Annotated in this window: 17 protein-coding genes; all 17 read left to right on the plus strand. The window is 44.8% G+C overall.

Features of this window, described 5'->3' with window-relative positions; genetic code table 11:
• Window positions 1-152 precede the first annotated feature (152 nt).
• The 17 genes from yqfC (at window position 153) to GC098_RS33325 (ending at window position 15,972) form a co-directional block, all read left to right on the plus strand.
• Window positions 153-431, plus strand: a complete 279-nt coding sequence (gene yqfC / locus GC098_RS33245; protein WP_171648280.1) for a sporulation protein YqfC — start codon at window positions 153-155, stop codon at window positions 429-431.
• A 32-nt stretch (window positions 432-463) separates the two neighbouring features.
• Window positions 464-1,657 (plus strand): sporulation protein YqfD, encoded by a 1,194-nt coding sequence (gene yqfD, locus GC098_RS33250; protein ID WP_171648282.1) that lies wholly within the window; start codon window positions 464-466, stop codon window positions 1,655-1,657.
• 6 nt (window positions 1,658-1,663) lie between these two features.
• The gene (locus GC098_RS33255) at window positions 1,664-2,629 is read left to right on the plus strand and encodes a PhoH family protein (protein ID WP_171648284.1); all 966 of its coding nucleotides are present in this window, start codon (window positions 1,664-1,666) and stop codon (window positions 2,627-2,629) included.
• 58 nt (window positions 2,630-2,687) lie between these two features.
• The gene (locus tag GC098_RS33260; RefSeq protein WP_171649054.1) at window positions 2,688-4,898 is read left to right on the plus strand and encodes an HD family phosphohydrolase; all 2,211 of its coding nucleotides are present in this window, start codon (window positions 2,688-2,690) and stop codon (window positions 4,896-4,898) included.
• Window positions 4,899-4,940: 42 nt separating this feature from the next.
• Window positions 4,941-5,468 carry an rRNA maturation RNase YbeY gene (gene ybeY, locus GC098_RS33265; protein WP_171649056.1) on the plus strand — a complete coding sequence of 176 codons (528 nt, stop codon included), beginning with the start codon at window positions 4,941-4,943 and terminating at the stop codon, window positions 5,466-5,468.
• Window positions 5,468-6,172 (plus strand): diacylglycerol kinase, encoded by a 705-nt coding sequence (locus GC098_RS33270; protein ID WP_171648286.1) that lies wholly within the window; start codon window positions 5,468-5,470, stop codon window positions 6,170-6,172. The genes ybeY and GC098_RS33270 overlap by 1 nt, the downstream gene beginning before the upstream one ends.
• Before the next feature lie 32 nt (window positions 6,173-6,204).
• On the plus strand, window positions 6,205-6,618 hold the full coding sequence (cdd, locus tag GC098_RS33275) for a cytidine deaminase (protein ID WP_171648288.1): 414 nt from the start codon (window positions 6,205-6,207) through the stop codon (window positions 6,616-6,618).
• 6 nt (window positions 6,619-6,624) lie between these two features.
• Window positions 6,625-7,524 carry a GTPase Era gene (gene era, locus GC098_RS33280; RefSeq protein WP_057303091.1) on the plus strand — a complete coding sequence of 300 codons (900 nt, stop codon included), beginning with the start codon at window positions 6,625-6,627 and terminating at the stop codon, window positions 7,522-7,524.
• Window positions 7,525-7,619: 95 nt separating this feature from the next.
• Window positions 7,620-7,772: a YqzL family protein gene (locus GC098_RS33285; RefSeq protein WP_082562144.1), complete on the plus strand. Its 153-nt coding sequence runs from the start codon at window positions 7,620-7,622 to the stop codon at window positions 7,770-7,772.
• A 52-nt stretch (window positions 7,773-7,824) separates the two neighbouring features.
• Entirely contained in the window at window positions 7,825-8,574 is a 750-nt protein-coding gene (gene recO / locus GC098_RS33290; protein WP_171648290.1) for a DNA repair protein RecO, read from the plus strand.
• A 178-nt stretch (window positions 8,575-8,752) separates the two neighbouring features.
• Complete coding sequence (locus tag GC098_RS33295; RefSeq protein WP_171648292.1) at window positions 8,753-9,568, plus strand: pyruvate, water dikinase regulatory protein; 816 nt, start codon at window positions 8,753-8,755, stop codon at window positions 9,566-9,568.
• Between the two features lie 91 nt (window positions 9,569-9,659).
• The gene (locus tag GC098_RS33300) at window positions 9,660-10,124 is read left to right on the plus strand and encodes a YaiI/YqxD family protein (RefSeq protein ID WP_057303088.1); all 465 of its coding nucleotides are present in this window, start codon (window positions 9,660-9,662) and stop codon (window positions 10,122-10,124) included.
• Window positions 10,125-10,173: 49 nt separating this feature from the next.
• On the plus strand, window positions 10,174-12,021 hold the full coding sequence (dnaG, locus tag GC098_RS33305) for a DNA primase (RefSeq protein ID WP_171648294.1): 1,848 nt from the start codon (window positions 10,174-10,176) through the stop codon (window positions 12,019-12,021).
• Window positions 12,022-12,058: 37 nt separating this feature from the next.
• The gene (gene rpoD / locus GC098_RS33310) at window positions 12,059-13,174 is read left to right on the plus strand and encodes an RNA polymerase sigma factor RpoD (protein ID WP_028558036.1); all 1,116 of its coding nucleotides are present in this window, start codon (window positions 12,059-12,061) and stop codon (window positions 13,172-13,174) included.
• 114 nt (window positions 13,175-13,288) lie between these two features.
• On the plus strand, window positions 13,289-14,119 hold the full coding sequence (locus tag GC098_RS33315; RefSeq protein ID WP_171648296.1) for a hypothetical protein: 831 nt from the start codon (window positions 13,289-13,291) through the stop codon (window positions 14,117-14,119).
• A 3-nt stretch (window positions 14,120-14,122) separates the two neighbouring features.
• The gene (locus GC098_RS33320; RefSeq protein ID WP_171648298.1) at window positions 14,123-14,887 is read left to right on the plus strand and encodes a tRNA (adenine(22)-N(1))-methyltransferase; all 765 of its coding nucleotides are present in this window, start codon (window positions 14,123-14,125) and stop codon (window positions 14,885-14,887) included.
• Entirely contained in the window at window positions 14,863-15,972 is a 1,110-nt protein-coding gene (locus GC098_RS33325; RefSeq protein WP_171648308.1) for a Nif3-like dinuclear metal center hexameric protein, read from the plus strand. The genes GC098_RS33320 and GC098_RS33325 overlap by 25 nt, the downstream gene beginning before the upstream one ends.
• Window positions 15,973-15,974: the final 2 nt, after the last annotated feature.

Below are 15,974 nucleotides of genomic sequence, written 5' to 3' on the forward strand. Positions count from 1 at the left end.
GTATGTAAGAACGCCCTCTCGACTGATCGAGAGGGCGTTCTTTGCTTTGCAGGTTTTTCACATAAAACTGGCGCTCTCCGCATAATTTGGTAGAAAGTCTCTGCGCATTTTCTGTATTTATGATCATCTAGTTAGAGGGGGTACTCCCAGCTATGCGTCGCTTGACCCGCAAATGGAACCAGTTCACGGCCAAAATCCTTGATCTTCCTCAGGATGTGGTACAGGACTTGCCGCGAATTACGATGATCGGCAACGTACAGCTTTATGTAGAGAATCATCGGGGTGTACTTCATTTTTCAAGTGAGAAGTTGAAGCTCGAATTAACAAAAGGGACGTTAGAAGTGTTCGGGAAGCAATTAGTTATTCGAGCTATTCTCTCAGAAGAAGTGTTTATTGAAGGCTTGATCGATAATGTGAAATATGAACCATAGATGAGAGTATGGACTGAACAGGAGGCTGAGTCATGAAACAATCCCTTTTCATTGCTCGTTTGCGAGGTTATGTGCGCATTCAAATACGAGGTGAAGGTTGTGAAAGATTAATTAATCCCATGATGGAGAAGGGATTCTCCATATGGGATATTCAAGCTGGAGATGAGGGGAAACTTGAGCTTTTCATCCTGATCAAAGATTTTTTCAGACTTAGACCGCTGTTAAAACGGACAGGCTGCAGGGTGCATGTTACGGAAAGGCACGGGCTGCCTTTTTTTATGGATAGACTGGGCCGTAGAAAAATTTTTTTTGCAGGAATGGCCGCTTTCATCATAGGTCTTTATTTATTGACTTCGCTCGTATGGCAAGTTAGTGTGGAAGGGAATGATCGTATCTCTGAGTCGGAAATTTTGCAAGCTGCGTCCAAACAGGGCATACATACGTTTCAATGGAAGTTTAAATTGAAGAAAGCAGAGGATTTATCGCGCGAAATTCAAGGGTTGCTGCCTCATGTGGCTTGGGTGGGTGTCGAAATTCGTGGTACCCATATCACGATCAAGGTTGTCGAGGCAACCATTCCTGACAAGGGACCACTTATGAATCCTCGGAATTTGGTTGCTGCCAAAAACGCGCTCGTTACCGAGATTTTATCAGATAAAGGCAAACCCATGGTGAAGCCGAATACGTATGTGCGAAAAGGGGACGTGCTGATCTCGGGAACCATTGGCGATGAACAAAATAGCCAAGTGGTGGTTGCAAGTGGTAAAGTTAAGGGTATCGTTTGGTTTACCTCACGAATCGAAACGCCACTAACGAAAACATATAGAGTATATTCAGGTGAAGTTATGGCTCGCAACTATCTTGTTTTTGGGACAAGAGCACTGCAAGTAAGCGGTTATGGTAAACAGAAATTCGAACATTTCGAAACGATTCCAGAGCGTAAAACGTTGGCTTGGCGGTCTTTTTCACTTCCGCTCGGTTGGCTTCATGAAAAGGTGATGGAAGTTCATATTGTCGAGGAACCTATTGATCCAGCGATTGCAAAAAAGGCGGGCTTAGAGCAGGCTAAAGCGAAATTACTTGGAGCTGAAGGAGCAGATGCTAGAATTGTCGGCGAAAAAATTTTGCATGAAAAAACAGAGAATGGTAAAATTTATATAGACGTGCATTTTGAAGTCGAAGAAAATATCGCCGAAGAACAACCAATTGTGATACGAGGAGAATGAGGCCTGTTGGTAGAATACGCGCAATCTGTGAAAATTACATTGAAAAATCCGGTTGAAGGACTAGCCTTGTTCGGACCGCAAGACAAATTTCTGCATGTCATCGAACGGGAGATTCCTGCACAAATCTATACGCGTGAAGCCGAAATAACGATACAAGGGGCTGCTGCGGAAGTGAACTCACTTCAGCAGCTTTTTGAGGTTCTCCTACAGCTCATCCGTAATAACTATACGTTGACAGAGCGAGATGTTTTGTATGCGGTTGAACTTGCGAAGCAGATGAAAACCGACCAATTGCTTGATTTGTTCAAAGGTGAAATTACAACAACACATAAGGGTAAGCCTATACGTGTCAAAACGATCGGACAAAGGAAGTATGTCGAGACGATTAAGAAGAAAGATATCGTCTTCGGTATTGGACCCGCAGGAACAGGTAAAACCTATTTAGCTGTTGTGCTTGCCGTGACGAGGCTTAAAGAAGGGGCTGTCAAAAGGATTGTATTAACGCGCCCTGCTGTCGAGGCTGGGGAAAGTCTGGGCTTTCTGCCGGGGGACTTGCAGGAAAAAGTTGACCCCTATTTACGCCCATTGTATGATGCTCTTAATGATGTCCTGGGACCTGACCAGGTAGCCAAGTCATTAGAACGAGGACTTATTGAGATTGCACCACTGGCTTATATGCGCGGGAGAACGTTAGATGATTCTTTCATCATTCTAGATGAAGCGCAAAATACAACGCCTGAACAAATGAAAATGTTTCTGACAAGACTTGGTTTTGGTTCCAAAATGGTGATTACCGGGGACGTTACGCAAATTGATTTGCCGCGTGGCAAATCGTCTGGTCTCGTAGAAGCAAACCGCATTCTCAGTGGTATCGAGGAACTTGGTTTTATTTATTTTGATGAGCAGGATGTGGTTCGACATTCACTTGTTCAGAAAATCATTGTTGCGTACAATGCTGAAAATGATAAGTAACTGAGCAGGGTTGTTAGGTAGAGAGGAATGACCTTCCGTGAAGAAAAATGAAGTGCAAATGAAAGGCAAATTTCATTACCAGCTAAACGGATGGAAATACAGTACAGGTATACGGGTACTGTTGTTTCTCTTGCTGGCGTTAATTTTTTATATGTCCCTTTACGTCAAGCTTGTGCCTCAAGTTTATGATATTGTGTTAGGAACGACGAGTGAAAAAACCATTTATGCGCCTAGGCAGATTGAAAATGCAATTGCTACTGAACAAGCGAAAGAAGATGCTGCCAAGCGCGTCCAACCCGTTTATCGAATTGTAAATCTCAAAAATGATACGCTGATTGATGTTATTTATGATAAATTATTGCAAATCAATGCGGATGAAGAAGTGAAATTTGATGACAAAGTCAGCATTTATCGCCGGGTTATTCCGCAGCTAATCAGCGATACGCAAAATCAATCTATCAAGTCACTTCGTATCAGCGGTCAATATAACGATTTATTGCTTGAACAAATCCAGCAGGGGCTTGCCGAACAGAATTACCCGCTACCGGAGGAAACTTATTTTAAGCTTCCAAGGTTGACCAAGGATGATTTAGCGGCTATGCGTCCTGTGACGAAAGACATCGTTAATAAATTGATGAATGATCAAATCTTGGATGCGCAGACGGCCCGAGCTAAAGTTGCTGAGCTTGTGAATACATCGAACCTAACGAAGAATACTTCCCGTGAAATGGTTACCGAGATCTCCAGAGCCCTCATAACGCCGAATAAATTTTTTGATCAAAAGGGCACCGAGGATGCCAAAGGACAAGCTAGAGAGAGCGTGAAACCGGTATACATCAATAAAAATGAAGTTCTCGTTAAAGTCGGGGATGTCATAACGGAAGAGATATACGCTAGACTAGATAAACTGGAGCTTTTGAAGGACAAAGCGAATTATTTGCCGCAACTAGGGCTCAGTATTCTTTCGGCTCTCTTGTCATTCGCCATATATATGTTTGTCCGACAAAGCACATTGCCGATCAAATACAATAATTCTCAGCTCGTGATGCTCATTCTTATTTTTCTTATCAATGTTATTGGAATGAAAATGATCTCTCTCGTGCAAAATCTAGATTATCCTTATATTGGTTATCTGGCTCCGACCGCGTTAGGAAGTATCCTGATTGCCATTTTACTGGATGCTCCGCTAGCGTTCATTGCATCGGTCTTATTCTCCTTAATGGCTAGTATTATCTTTAACACGGAGCACGTGTTGCTTTTTGACTACCGTTTCGGATTAGTTAGCTTGGCTATTTGTTTTAGTGCAGTGTTTACGATTCAAAGGGCAAGCCAACGGGCCACCATCCTGAAAGCTGGTCTTATGATTGCTTTCTTCTCCATGTTAACAATTACATCGATGCTGTTGATGGAAGATCATTTTCAGAAGAAAGAAGCCCTTATGTCGCTTTCTTTCGCAGCTGCTGGCGGTTTATTAACGGTTGTGTTCGTTATTGGGCTGCTGCCCTTTTTCGAAGTCGCATTCGGTATTTTATCACCGCTCAAACTGGTGGAGCTCTCAAATCCGAATCATTCGTTACTGCGCAAGCTGCTTACGGAGACACCGGGGACTTATCATCACAGTGTAATGGTGGGGAATTTGTCGGAGGCTGCAGCTGAATCCATCGGAGCTGACGGGCTGCTGTGCCGAGTTGGTTCTTATTATCATGATATTGGCAAGACAAAGCGCCCAAGCTACTTTATTGAAAATCAAACCAATATTGAGAATCCGCATGATCGAATTGATCCGAATTTAAGTAAGTCCATCATCATAGCGCATCCTCGTGATGGCGTTGAAATGTTGAAAGATTTCAAAATGCCTAAGCCGATCAGAGACATTGCTGAACAGCATCATGGGACGACGCTGCTGCACTTTTTCTATCATAAAGCGATGAAACAAGCCGAAGAAGAGGGCAGTGAGAAAGAAATCCGCGAAGAGGATTTTCGTTACCCAGGGCCCAAAGCGCAATCCAAAGAAGCAGCAATTGTGGGTATAGCGGATAGCGTGGAGGCTGCTGTTCGATCACTGCGTAATCCTACGCTTGAACAAATCGATTCAATGGTGCACAAAATTATTAAGTCCCGTTTGGACGATGGACAATTTAATGAGTGCGATCTCACGCTCAAAGAACTCGATAAGATTGCCAAAACATTAAACGAAACCTTGTTAGGGATCTTTCACTCAAGGATCGAGTATCCAAGTGAGCTAGCTCCAAAGAAGTCAGGGGCTTGATGATATCGACGACAAATTAAAGGAGGGTACATAATGGCAAGTATGGATTTAACGTTAGAGTGGAGCAGTGAGCAAGAAGTGAAAGAAATTACGACTGCTTTTATTGAAAAGCTTGAAGAGCTGCTGCGCTTAGCAGGCGAGCTTGAAGGTGTTAAAGAGGGGGAAGTTGCCCTTACATTCGTAGATGATGAAGCGATTCAAGAGCTTAATAAACAGTACCGTGACTTAGATAAACCGACCGATGTCCTCTCGTTTGCAATGAGCGAGTTCGGAGATGATGAAATTCGTATCAACTACGAGGATGATGGTGAAGCCGACCTAGATGATCTTCAAGACGGTGAGACGGTGTCTGAAGGGTTCATTGAGCCTTTAGGCGATATTATCATTTCGGTTCCCCGTGCCATCGCTCAGGCTGAAGATTATGGACATTCCGTTGAGCGTGAGCTCGGATTTCTATTCATTCATGGGTTCCTACACTTGATCGGCTATGATCACCAAAGTGAAGAGGAAGAGAAGATTATGTTTGCTAAGCAGGAGGATATTTTGCAGAAGGCAGGTTTGACCCGCTAATGTCGGACGGCTTCCGTAAATGGCGCAGGAGCTTCAGGTATGCCTATGAAGGAATCAAATATGCCTTAGATACGCAGCGCAATATGAAATTCCATTTTTGCGTTGCTTTTCTTGTTTTGTTGGCAGCGCTTTTAATCCATCTTCCCAAAACCGACATTCTGTTTATTCTGCTAGCGGTAACGCTAATGATTGTTACTGAGCTCATCAATACGGCTGTGGAGAAAACCGTGGATCTGGCTATGCCAGATCGCCATCCGTTAGCCAAAATTGCGAAGGACGTCGCCGCGGCGTCCGTATTGGTGTCCGCAGGTTTTGCCGTGATTGTAGGCATGATTGTATTCTATGAGCCTATCGATCACTTGCTGCGAAATTCAAGAATGCAGGATACTCCGGTATCCGCGGGAACGATATGGGTCCTTATTGCCCTTGTTGTCTTGACGGTTATTGTAATTGAGACACGCTTCTCAGATAAAGGGAAACTGGTACGACCTAGCTTGTTGACAGCTGTTGCCTTCGCAATTGCTACAGTTATTACGATTTTCGTCTCGCAAACGATAGTTGCATTGCTTGCATATACGCTCTCTGTACTTATTTTTATTATGTTATATGACAAAAGGAAGAGACCATTTCCAGCACTAATTCTAGGAGCACTCATTGGCATCATGGTCACAATCCTCGCTTTTTCCTGCCTTAACATGCTATAACGTTAATATAAAATGAAAGTAGGTTGATGGCAATGAATAAACAAGAACTCATTGAACACGCGAAAGAAGCGATGAAAAGAGCCTATACACCTTATTCGAATTTTCAAGTTGGTGCGGCGCTTCTTGACGCAAACGGTCATGTGCACTATGGCTGTAACGTAGAAAATGCTGCATACGGACCGACCAACTGCGCTGAGCGAACTGCGTTGTTCCGTGCGATCGCAGATGGTCATAAGGCAGGTTCCTTTCAAGCTATAGCGGTGATGGGGGACACAGAAGGTCCTATTTCCCCATGTGGTGTGTGCCGCCAGGTATTGGTGGAGCTATGTGAACCGGATATGCCAGTTTACCTTGGTAATATGAAAGGTGATTTTGCAGAAACTACCGTGTCGGCCTTATTGCCGGGTGCTTTCACAACGAAAGATTTGCATATAAATGGAGGATAACTAGAAGTGGCTAAAAAAGAATTTAAATCAGGCTTTGTCGCTATCATCGGACGCCCGAACGTTGGGAAATCAACGCTGATGAATCAAATTATCGGGCAAAAAATTGCTATCATGTCAGATAAGCCTCAGACAACAAGAAATAAAATTCATGGGGTTTATACATCCAATAACGGCCAAATTGTTTTCCTGGATACGCCAGGTATTCATAAACCGACTTCCAAATTAGGCGATTACATGAGTAAAGTGGCGCATGGGACGCTCGGAGAAGTAGATGCGGTGTTGTTTTTGGTTGATGTTGCCGAAGGGATTGGCGGCGGTGACCGTTATATTATCGAGCAGCTAAAGCATGTTGAAACGCCAGTCATTCTGGTGCTAAACAAAATTGACCTTGTTCAACCTGAGGCGCTGCTGGCGATTATTACAAATTACAAAGATTTGTATAATTTTGCTGAAATCGTACCAGTTTCTGCTCTCAAGGGCAACAATGTAACAACACTGTTGGAACAAATTGTTCGTTATTTGCCAGAAGGTCCGCAATACTACCCAGCCGACCAAATAACGGATCACCCGGAACAATTCGTATGTGCTGAACTCGTTCGTGAGAAAATATTGCATTTGACGCGTGAAGAAATTCCGCATTCCATTGCTGTCCAAATTGAAGACATGCGTGTCGAGCCTAATGGTGTAGTCCATATTTCTGCGGTCATATTTGTTGAACGAGATTCGCAAAAAGGTATCGTCATCGGCAAACAAGGAAGTTTACTCAAAGAAATTGGACGGCAGGCTCGCCGTGATATCGAGACGCTGCTTGGTTCCAAAACTTTCTTGGAACTGTGGGTTAAAGTGAAAAAAGACTGGAGAAATCAAGACAGAGTTCTGCGTGATCTTGGCTTCCGCCACGACTAATAGTTTTTTTCCTAACAGTTCCAGTTTTTTCTCGCATAGAGAAGCTTCCTCTGCGCATCCTAAGAACATCACGTTCAATGGGGAGGATGCTGAACATGAAAGATTTTTCGTGGACGTATTTTTCAAAGACCGGTGATGTAGATGCCTATCTGCTGTACAAACAAGTTTCCGGAGAACCGGGTATGGACACCGATGTACAGGAAGAGGATCAAAGTAACGAAGAGCCGCTCGAAGGTCTGAATATGTAAACTCATATTCATTAGCTCGTAAGTTCAGAGCGGCATTCATGGGGGAAGTCATTTGCTGCGCAGCGTACAGGGGATTGTACTCCGTAGTATGGACTATGGAGAGGGAAACAAGATCATTAGTCTATTCACTCCCGAGCTGGGTAAGGTTGGTGTCATGGCTCGGGGTGCTAAGAAAGTGAAAAGTCGACATGCCGCCGTTACGCAGCTTTTTACGTACGGCGATTTTGTTTTTTTCAAACAAAGGGGTCAGATGGGATCTCTGAATAGTGCTGAGATTATCGAAGCCCATCATGCTTTACGAGAAGATTTACATATGTCTGCACATGCTTCCTACTTGGTGGAGATGACAGACCGAATGCTTGGAGATGAAGAGGGCAGCACTTATATATTTGAGCAGCTGAAAGCTGGACTAATGGCTATTGAAGAGGGCAAGGACATGCAGATCGTCGTTCACCTCTATGAAATGAAGATGTTTGATATAGCCGGTTATCTCCCTGTGACAAATGCTTGTGTCTCCTGTGGAGAAACATCGGGGATTACAACCTTTAGTCCTGCAATGGGCGGGACTTTATGTGCTCGCTGTCGATACAAAGATGCTGCGGCTATTCCTATCGGTGAAGGAGCGCTTAAGCTTCTGAAAATATTTCCTCGCATGGATATGCGCAGACTTGGTGCCGTGCAGGTAAAGGAAGAAACGAAAGCACAGTTGAAGACCTGTATGCGAGCTTATATGGATATCCATATTGGTGTTCAGTGGAAATCCAGAGGCTTTATCGAGCAAATGGAAAAATATAATATCTAGTGTTGATATCTAATTTGACATGTGAATTCGGCTTTGATATGATGTGGTGGAAATCACCTCGCCCTTGTGCTGTCCGCATATCGGTGAGGTTTTTCTCATGCTTTCGTTCTGTTTGCGTCTACTTTACATACAAATGACTAATGTAGGGCCTCGTCCCTGCTGAAAGGGGCTTAGGGAAATGGACCACCCACTACCTACTCGCGTATATGTTGTTTCGGATTCAGTTGGGGAAACGGGAGAATCTGTCGTGCGTGCTGCTGCGATGCAGTTTCATCCTGTACCCGTTGAAATTATGAGAGCTCCATTTATCCATGATTTTGAAGGAATAGATAAAGTCATCAATGCGATTAGAATACATGGCGGAATTGTCGTGTTTACCTTAGTTATTCCTGAATTGCGAGACGATCTGATTGCCAAAGCGAAGGAGTACGATATCCCGCATATTGACTTGCTTGGGCCGATTGTTGCTACCTTAGGGCAAGCGCTACACCAAGAGCCTCGCAGACAACCGGGAATGATTCACCCGCTCGATGAAGATTATTTCAAAAAAGTTGAAGCGGTTGAATTCGCGGTCAAATATGATGACGGTCGAGATTTTAGCGGCATACAAAAAGCAGACATTATCTTATTGGGTGTTTCTCGTACGTCCAAAACACCCTTATCTATGTACTTGGCGCACAAAAGATTTAAAGTCGCTAATGTTCCATTGGTACCTGAAATGCAGCCTCCTGCTGCGATTTATACGGTTCCAAAGGATAAGATCATTGGACTGCGGATTGACCCGGATAAATTGAATGTCATACGCCAAGAACGGCTGCGAACATTAGGGCTTGCAGAAAATGCAACCTACGCCAATGTAGAACGTATTAAAATAGAACTAGCTTTTGCTGACAAAATTATGAGCAAAATTGGTTGCGTCATCTTTGATGTTTCCAACCGTGCCGTTGAGGAGACAGCAAGTTTAATCATGGACCATATCGAACGAGTCCAGTAAGGTTTTATGTTTTCCCTTGCAGGATTTTTTGTAAGTCCATCGTATATAATAGTACGGTGAGATTTCGTCTAGAGGGCAGGGGCTGAACTGTATGCGAGCGAGAAGTATTATCGTTGATGCTGATGCTTGTCCAGTAAAATCCGAGATTGAGCAAGCAGGTAGGCAGTTTGGTGTACAAGTTGTGCTAGTTGCTTCTTTCGATCATCGGATGAAGGAGAACCCTGGCGTGAAGGTCGTTCAAGTGGACCGTTCCGATCAATCTGTCGATTTATATATTGCCAATCAGATTCAGCAAGGTGATATTTTGGTGACACAAGATTTTGGACTCGCCGCCTTAGGATTGGCTAAGGGATCTATTTGCTTAACGAATCGAGGGCAGGAATATACCGATAGTTCGATTGATTTCTTATTGGATCGTCGCCACGCATCGGCGAAAATGCGCAGAAGCGGAAAGCATTCGAAGGGGCCAAAACCTTTTACGGAGGCAGATCGTCAAAATTTTCTACATGGTTTGACAAAACTTTTAAAATATTTGCAGGAAATCGAAAACAAGTAGCGAATAGTAATTAGTCGGAAAAGCGACCTGAATTGTAGGTGGAACAAAAATGAGGTACGGACGCATACCTGAAGAGGTCATTGAGGCTGTACTTAAGCGCCATGACATTGTTGATGTCATTGGTAGGCACGTACATTTGAGCAAGCAAGGGCATTATATGAAGGGGCTATGCCCGTTCCACTCTGAGAAAAGTCCTTCTTTCACTGTCACACCAGAAAAACAAATTTATCGTTGTTTTGGTTGTAATGTGGGTGGGAATTTGATTCGATTCGTAATGGAAATCGAAGGACTTAGTTTCTCCGAGGCCGTTAGCAAGCTGGCTGAAGAAGCGGATATCCCAATCACTTGGGAAGAAGCGACAGAGGAGCAAAATGAGCAGCAGCAAGAGAAAGCAACATTATTAAAAGCTTATGATTTTACCGCAAAATTGTATCATTATATTCTTGGCAACACGGAACAAGGCAAAGTGGCTAAAGGTTATTTGGCCTCAAGAGGAATATCGGATAAGCTGATCGATACTTTCCAAATTGGTTATGCACCGGCCATGTGGGACACACTCGTTCAACAGCTAGATAAACGAGAGTTCGACTTAGCCCTGATGGAGAAGGGCGGTTTAATCTCTGCCAAACATGAAGGTAACGGCTATGTGGATAAATTCCGGGAGCGCATCATGTTCCCTATTTGCGACTCTACTGGCAAAGTTATCGCATTCGGAGGCAGATCGATGGGCGATGCGCAGCCCAAATATTTAAATAGTCCGGAGTCCATTCTTTTTAATAAAAGTCGGACAATGTATAACCTACATCTGGCTAGACCCAATATGCGTAAGCTTCAACAAGCAGTTCTCTTTGAAGGCTATGTGGATGTCATAAAAGCATGGGAAGCGGGAATTAGTAATGGTGTCGCTACGATGGGGACAGCATTAACGAAGGAACATGCCGCTCTGTTGAACCGAAACGCTGACCAAATCGTCGTTTGTTATGACGGGGATAACGCGGGACAATCAGCTGCATTCAAAAGCATCCCTATTCTAGAAGAGACAGGCAGCCGAGTCACGGTAGCCATGCTGCCAGATGGCAAGGATCCAGATGATTATGTAAGAAACTATGGTTTTGACCGATTCGTACGGGAGATTATTGAGCCAGCCGTACCATCGATGAAATATAAGCTATTGTACATCCGTAAAAATTTTAAGTTGCACGAGGACGGTGACAGACTTCGTTATCTGCAATCTGCTGTGAAATTAATCAGTCATCTTCAATCTCCGATGGAACGTGAACATTATTTGAAACAGTTGGCTTCTGAATTCCCGGAATCTTCGTATGAGGCGATGAAGTTAGACCTTCACGAAATCTTGCTGCAATCGGAAAAAAACCGACCAGAGGGGGATAATAAACCAATTCTGTGGAATAATGTTATGAATAATGGGAGAACAGTGGAACGAACACCCAAAAAATCACCTTCGCTTTTGCCCGCTTATCATAATGCAGAACGGTTAATATTGGCGGTAATGATGCATGACCGTGAGGTCTGCTCACAAGTGGAAGCACAATTAGGTGATCAATTCAATGTTGAAGCTCACGCAGTCTTAGCTGCTTATTTATATGCTTACTACGCTCAGAATGCTGAGCCGGATGCAAGCCGATACATTGCCATGCTGCAAGACGAACAGCTGGAGAGCTTGGCTAGTTCCATTGTCATGATGGGTGCTGGTCATGGAATTAACGAACAAGTGATTGACGACTATATTCGCCAAATTCGCAAAGTTCCAATGCAAGAAGAAGTTGAACGTAAGAAAGAAGAACGAGTTCGCGCTGAACGCGCGGGCGACCATCTTAGAGCTGCACAAATTGCTATTGAAATTATTGCCCTAGAAAAACGATTGAAGTCAACTTAGAATTACTGCAATGACTAGGGAGGAGGGAGTCCGTACCATGGCGAATGATCAGCGTACAGAACTAGAGACAGAATTGACCCTGGACCAGGTGAAAGACCAGCTTATTGAGCAGGGGAAAAAGCGGTCCTCACTAACTTACAAGGATATTATGGAGAAATTAGCTCCCTTTGATCAGGATCCTGAACAAATCGATGAGTTTTTCGAACAGCTTTCGGAGCAGGGTATCGACGTAGGGAACGAATCCGATGAGGATTCCATGAATCCAGAAGAAAATGAGCGCGATGAATTTAACTTCGATGATGATCTGGCCTTACCGCCAGGGATTAAGATTAATGATCCAGTTCGGATGTATTTGAAAGAAATTGGTCGAGTACCGCTTCTTTCTGCGGAAGATGAAGTAGGGTTAGCCAAACGGATTGAAAATGGGGACGAAGAAGCAAAGAGACGTTTAGCAGAAGCTAACCTGAGACTCGTTGTCAGTATCGCCAAAAGATATGTAGGTCGAGGCATGCTGTTCCTAGATTTGATTCAAGAAGGTAATATGGGGCTTATTAAAGCTGTGGAAAAGTTTGACCATACCAAAGGATATAAGTTTAGTACGTATGCGACTTGGTGGATTCGTCAGGCGATTACCCGTGCCATTGCTGACCAAGCGAGAACGATACGTATTCCGGTACATATGGTCGAAACGATTAATAAACTTATCCGTGTTTCCCGTCAATTGCTGCAAGAATTGGGGCGTGAACCTACTCCGGAAGAAATTGCCAAAGAGATGGATTTGAGCACAGATAAAGTTCGTGAAATCATGAAGATTGCACAAGAGCCTGTGTCGTTAGAAACACCGATTGGTGAGGAAGACGATTCCCACTTGGGAGATTTCATTGAGGATCAAGAAGCGTTGGCTCCAGCTGATGCTGCCGCGTATGAGCTTCTGAAGGAACAGCTTGAGGACGTTCTAGATACGTTGACGGAAAGAGAAGAGAATGTACTTCGCTTACGTTTTGGTTTAGATGATGGACGTACACGTACGCTTGAAGAAGTAGGTAAAGTATTCGGTGTTACACGTGAACGGATTCGTCAGATCGAAGCTAAAGCTTTGCGGAAGTTGAGACATCCTAGCCGCAGCAAACGATTAAAGGATTTCTTGGAATAAAGACGCTGTGAGAGGGCCCTGCCAAATTCGGCGGGGTCTTTTTTAGTATAAAAACTACTACTAAAGCCAGAGGATGAATTCACCGATAAAGTAGCTAGGAAGGTGAGCGAATAAATGGATGCAGAGAAACGAAAAGTGATTGTAAGGGAAATCCATCATTGGCGCAGAAGCAAATTGCTTCCTGAGCATTATTGTGATTTCCTAATGAATTTGTATGTGGATGAATCAACGCCTAAACCTGCTTCATTAATGGGGGTATCCGCATCCTCGGTAGCAAACAGTAATTGGAAAATATGGTTGGCCATCATGGCGGTGATTGCCGCTCTGGCCTTATCTGCTCTTAATTTTAACTCTTTTGGATTGCCAATGCAAATTGGAATTTCCACGCTTTTTGTCATCATTTGTTATGGATTTGCATATCGGCATTATCAGAAAGCACCTGTTATTTCTTATTTGCTCTGTGGTGTTTCTTCGATTGCTTTGCTTTTTGTCGGTTTGTATTTATTAGATTTATACGCTGTGAGTTCTGCTAATGCATATGTTGGATATTTAGCCTTTTGTAGCAGTGTCTGGCTGTTTAATGGGTTAGTTGGCCGTATGGCCATTTTCCAAATATGTGGGTGGCTGGGGCTAGTCGGCACATATGGGTGGCTATTGCTGCACAAGCTGGATAGCCCTGGGTGGTTCTCACTTGAAATTAGTTGGATTCCGGTTAGTATTGTACTTATATGGATGGCTTGGCTTGCGCATCATACGAATAAGCAAGCAGCTAGTGCGCTTCTCTTAGTCGGGAGTATCGTTTGGTTTGCTCCTGAAGCGATGACGTTTCTGACAGATGTGGATATGAGCTCTCGTTTCATTCAATTATCGTTTACAGGCAAATTAGTTTCTGCAGGCGTGGCATTGTTTTTGCTGCGTAAAAAATGGGTAGAGTGGGTAATGTAACATATGGTGAAATTATCGAAAAGATTGCAAATGATTGCAGACAGAGTTCCTTTAGGATCAAAGGTAGCGGACATTGGTTCCGATCATGCCCTATTGCCAACTTATTTGGCACAACAGGGTATTATTTTGTTTGCTGTGGCTGGCGAGGTGAATCTAGGGCCTTTTGAAGCGGCAACACGGCAGGTTCTTGAAAGCGGATTGTCCAAGAAAATCAGTGTAAGATCCGGTGATGGACTCGCCGTTATTGAGGCTGGAGAAGTGAATGTCATTACGATCGCCGGAATGGGCGGAAGTTTGATGGCGAGTATTTTGGAAGCTGGAAAGCATAAGCTGCAAGGCGTCACTCATCTGATTTTGCAGCCCAATGTTGGTGAAGATCATGTGCGTCGTTGGTTGCTGCAGCAGGGCTGGAAGCTAGAATCCGAAACGATTCTAGAGGAAGACGGCAAGATTTATGAGATATTGACAGCCATAGCTGTACCGGATGAGGAAAAACTTACTTTGGAGGTTCTTTACGCTGAGCGTGAACTGCCAGGTGGGGTTAGGGTTTCGAAGGAACGCTTGCTTCAAATGGGGCCATACTTCATCAGTGAAGCTTCAGAAGTATGGTTTACCAAATGGGAAAGCGAGCTGAAAAAGCTGGCCATGATTGAAGGGCAGCTCCAGCTGTCTTCAGCAGAAGCATCAGTAGCGAAGGCTGAGCAGGTCGGTCAAGAAATGAAGGAGATAAAGGAGGTACTCGCTTGTTTGCAAAAGGTCAAACCGTAATCCAGCTGTTTGAACAGCTGGCACCGAAGCATTATGCGATGCCTGATGATAAAATAGGTTTACAGCTAGGGTCTTTACAGAAAGAAATCCAGAAGGTTCTCGTAGCCTTGGATGTCACCGATGAAGTAGTTGAAGAAGCAATTCAACAAGGTGCTAATCTCATCATTGCTCATCATGCAATTATTTTCAGACCGCTCGCTCATCTGCAAACGGATACGCCTGCTGGTCGTTTATATGAAAAATTAATTAAGCACGACATCGCAGTGTATATCGCGCATACGAATTTGGATGTGGCTGAGGGTGGCGTGAACGATATGATGGCGGATAAGCTCGGTTTGACGGAGCTTACCCATCTGGAGGATGTGCACACGGAGAAGCTGCAGAAGCTGGTTGTTTTCGTCCCTGAGACGCATCATCAGGCTGTGCTGGATGCCCTTTTCACCGCGGGAGCAGGTGGAATCGGGCAGTACAGCCACTGCAGCTTCAACATCCGCGGAACGGGGACGTTCCTGCCGCAGGAAGGGACGCACCCGTTTATCGGGGAAGTAGGCAAGCTTGAACGCGTACAGGAAGTACGCGTAGAGACCATCGTAACCGCCAGCGTCCAGCGCAAGGCGGTTCAGGCTTTATTGAAGGCCCACCCCTACGAGGAGGTGGCCTATGACCTCTACCCGATGGACCTCAAGGGTAGAGTGTTCGGTCTGGGCCGCGTGGGCAAGCTGCCCGCGGCCACGACGCTTCGCGAGCTGACGGAGCTCGCGAAGCAGGTGTTCGACGTGCCGGCGGTGCGCGTCGTTGGCGATTTGGAACGGCCCATCCGTAAGGTGGCCGTTCTGGGGGGCTCTGGCGGCCGCTACATGCGGCACGCCTTGTTCGCCGGCGCCGATGTGCTGGTCACCGGCGACATCGACTATCACACCGCGCACGATGCGCTTGCGGCGGGTTTGACTTTGATCGACGTTGGACATAACGTCGAGAAGATCATGAAGCGCGGCGTGGCCGATTATCTCGCCGCGCAGTTGGTCAAGACGGACACACAGGTGCTGGCATCCGAGGTGGATACAGAACCATTCCAGTTCCTTTAGGA

Origin of the sequence: Paenibacillus phytorum (assembly GCF_013141715.1) — a bacterium.
Lineage (GTDB): Bacteria > Bacillota > Bacilli > Paenibacillales > NBRC-103111 > Paenibacillus_E > Paenibacillus_E phytorum.

Coding starts and splice junctions, on each gene's coding strand:
- GC098_RS33270 (WP_171648286.1), top strand. CDS start 5,468: ATGTCGGACGGCTTCCGTAAATGGCGCAGGAGCTTCAGGTATGCCTAT.
- yqfC (WP_171648280.1), top strand. CDS start 153: ATGCGTCGCTTGACCCGCAAATGGAACCAGTTCACGGCCAAAATCCTT.
- dnaG (WP_171648294.1), top strand. CDS start 10,174: ATGAGGTACGGACGCATACCTGAAGAGGTCATTGAGGCTGTACTTAAG.
- GC098_RS33300 (WP_057303088.1), top strand. CDS start 9,660: ATGCGAGCGAGAAGTATTATCGTTGATGCTGATGCTTGTCCAGTAAAA.
- rpoD (WP_028558036.1), top strand. CDS start 12,059: ATGGCGAATGATCAGCGTACAGAACTAGAGACAGAATTGACCCTGGAC.
- GC098_RS33315 (WP_171648296.1), top strand. CDS start 13,289: ATGGATGCAGAGAAACGAAAAGTGATTGTAAGGGAAATCCATCATTGG.
- GC098_RS33285 (WP_082562144.1), top strand. CDS start 7,620: ATGAAAGATTTTTCGTGGACGTATTTTTCAAAGACCGGTGATGTAGAT.
- GC098_RS33295 (WP_171648292.1), top strand. CDS start 8,753: ATGGACCACCCACTACCTACTCGCGTATATGTTGTTTCGGATTCAGTT.
- GC098_RS33320 (WP_171648298.1), top strand. CDS start 14,123: ATGGTGAAATTATCGAAAAGATTGCAAATGATTGCAGACAGAGTTCCT.
- GC098_RS33260 (WP_171649054.1), top strand. CDS start 2,688: ATGAAAGGCAAATTTCATTACCAGCTAAACGGATGGAAATACAGTACA.
- cdd (WP_171648288.1), top strand. CDS start 6,205: ATGAATAAACAAGAACTCATTGAACACGCGAAAGAAGCGATGAAAAGA.
- yqfD (WP_171648282.1), top strand. CDS start 464: ATGAAACAATCCCTTTTCATTGCTCGTTTGCGAGGTTATGTGCGCATT.
- ybeY (WP_171649056.1), top strand. CDS start 4,941: ATGGATTTAACGTTAGAGTGGAGCAGTGAGCAAGAAGTGAAAGAAATT.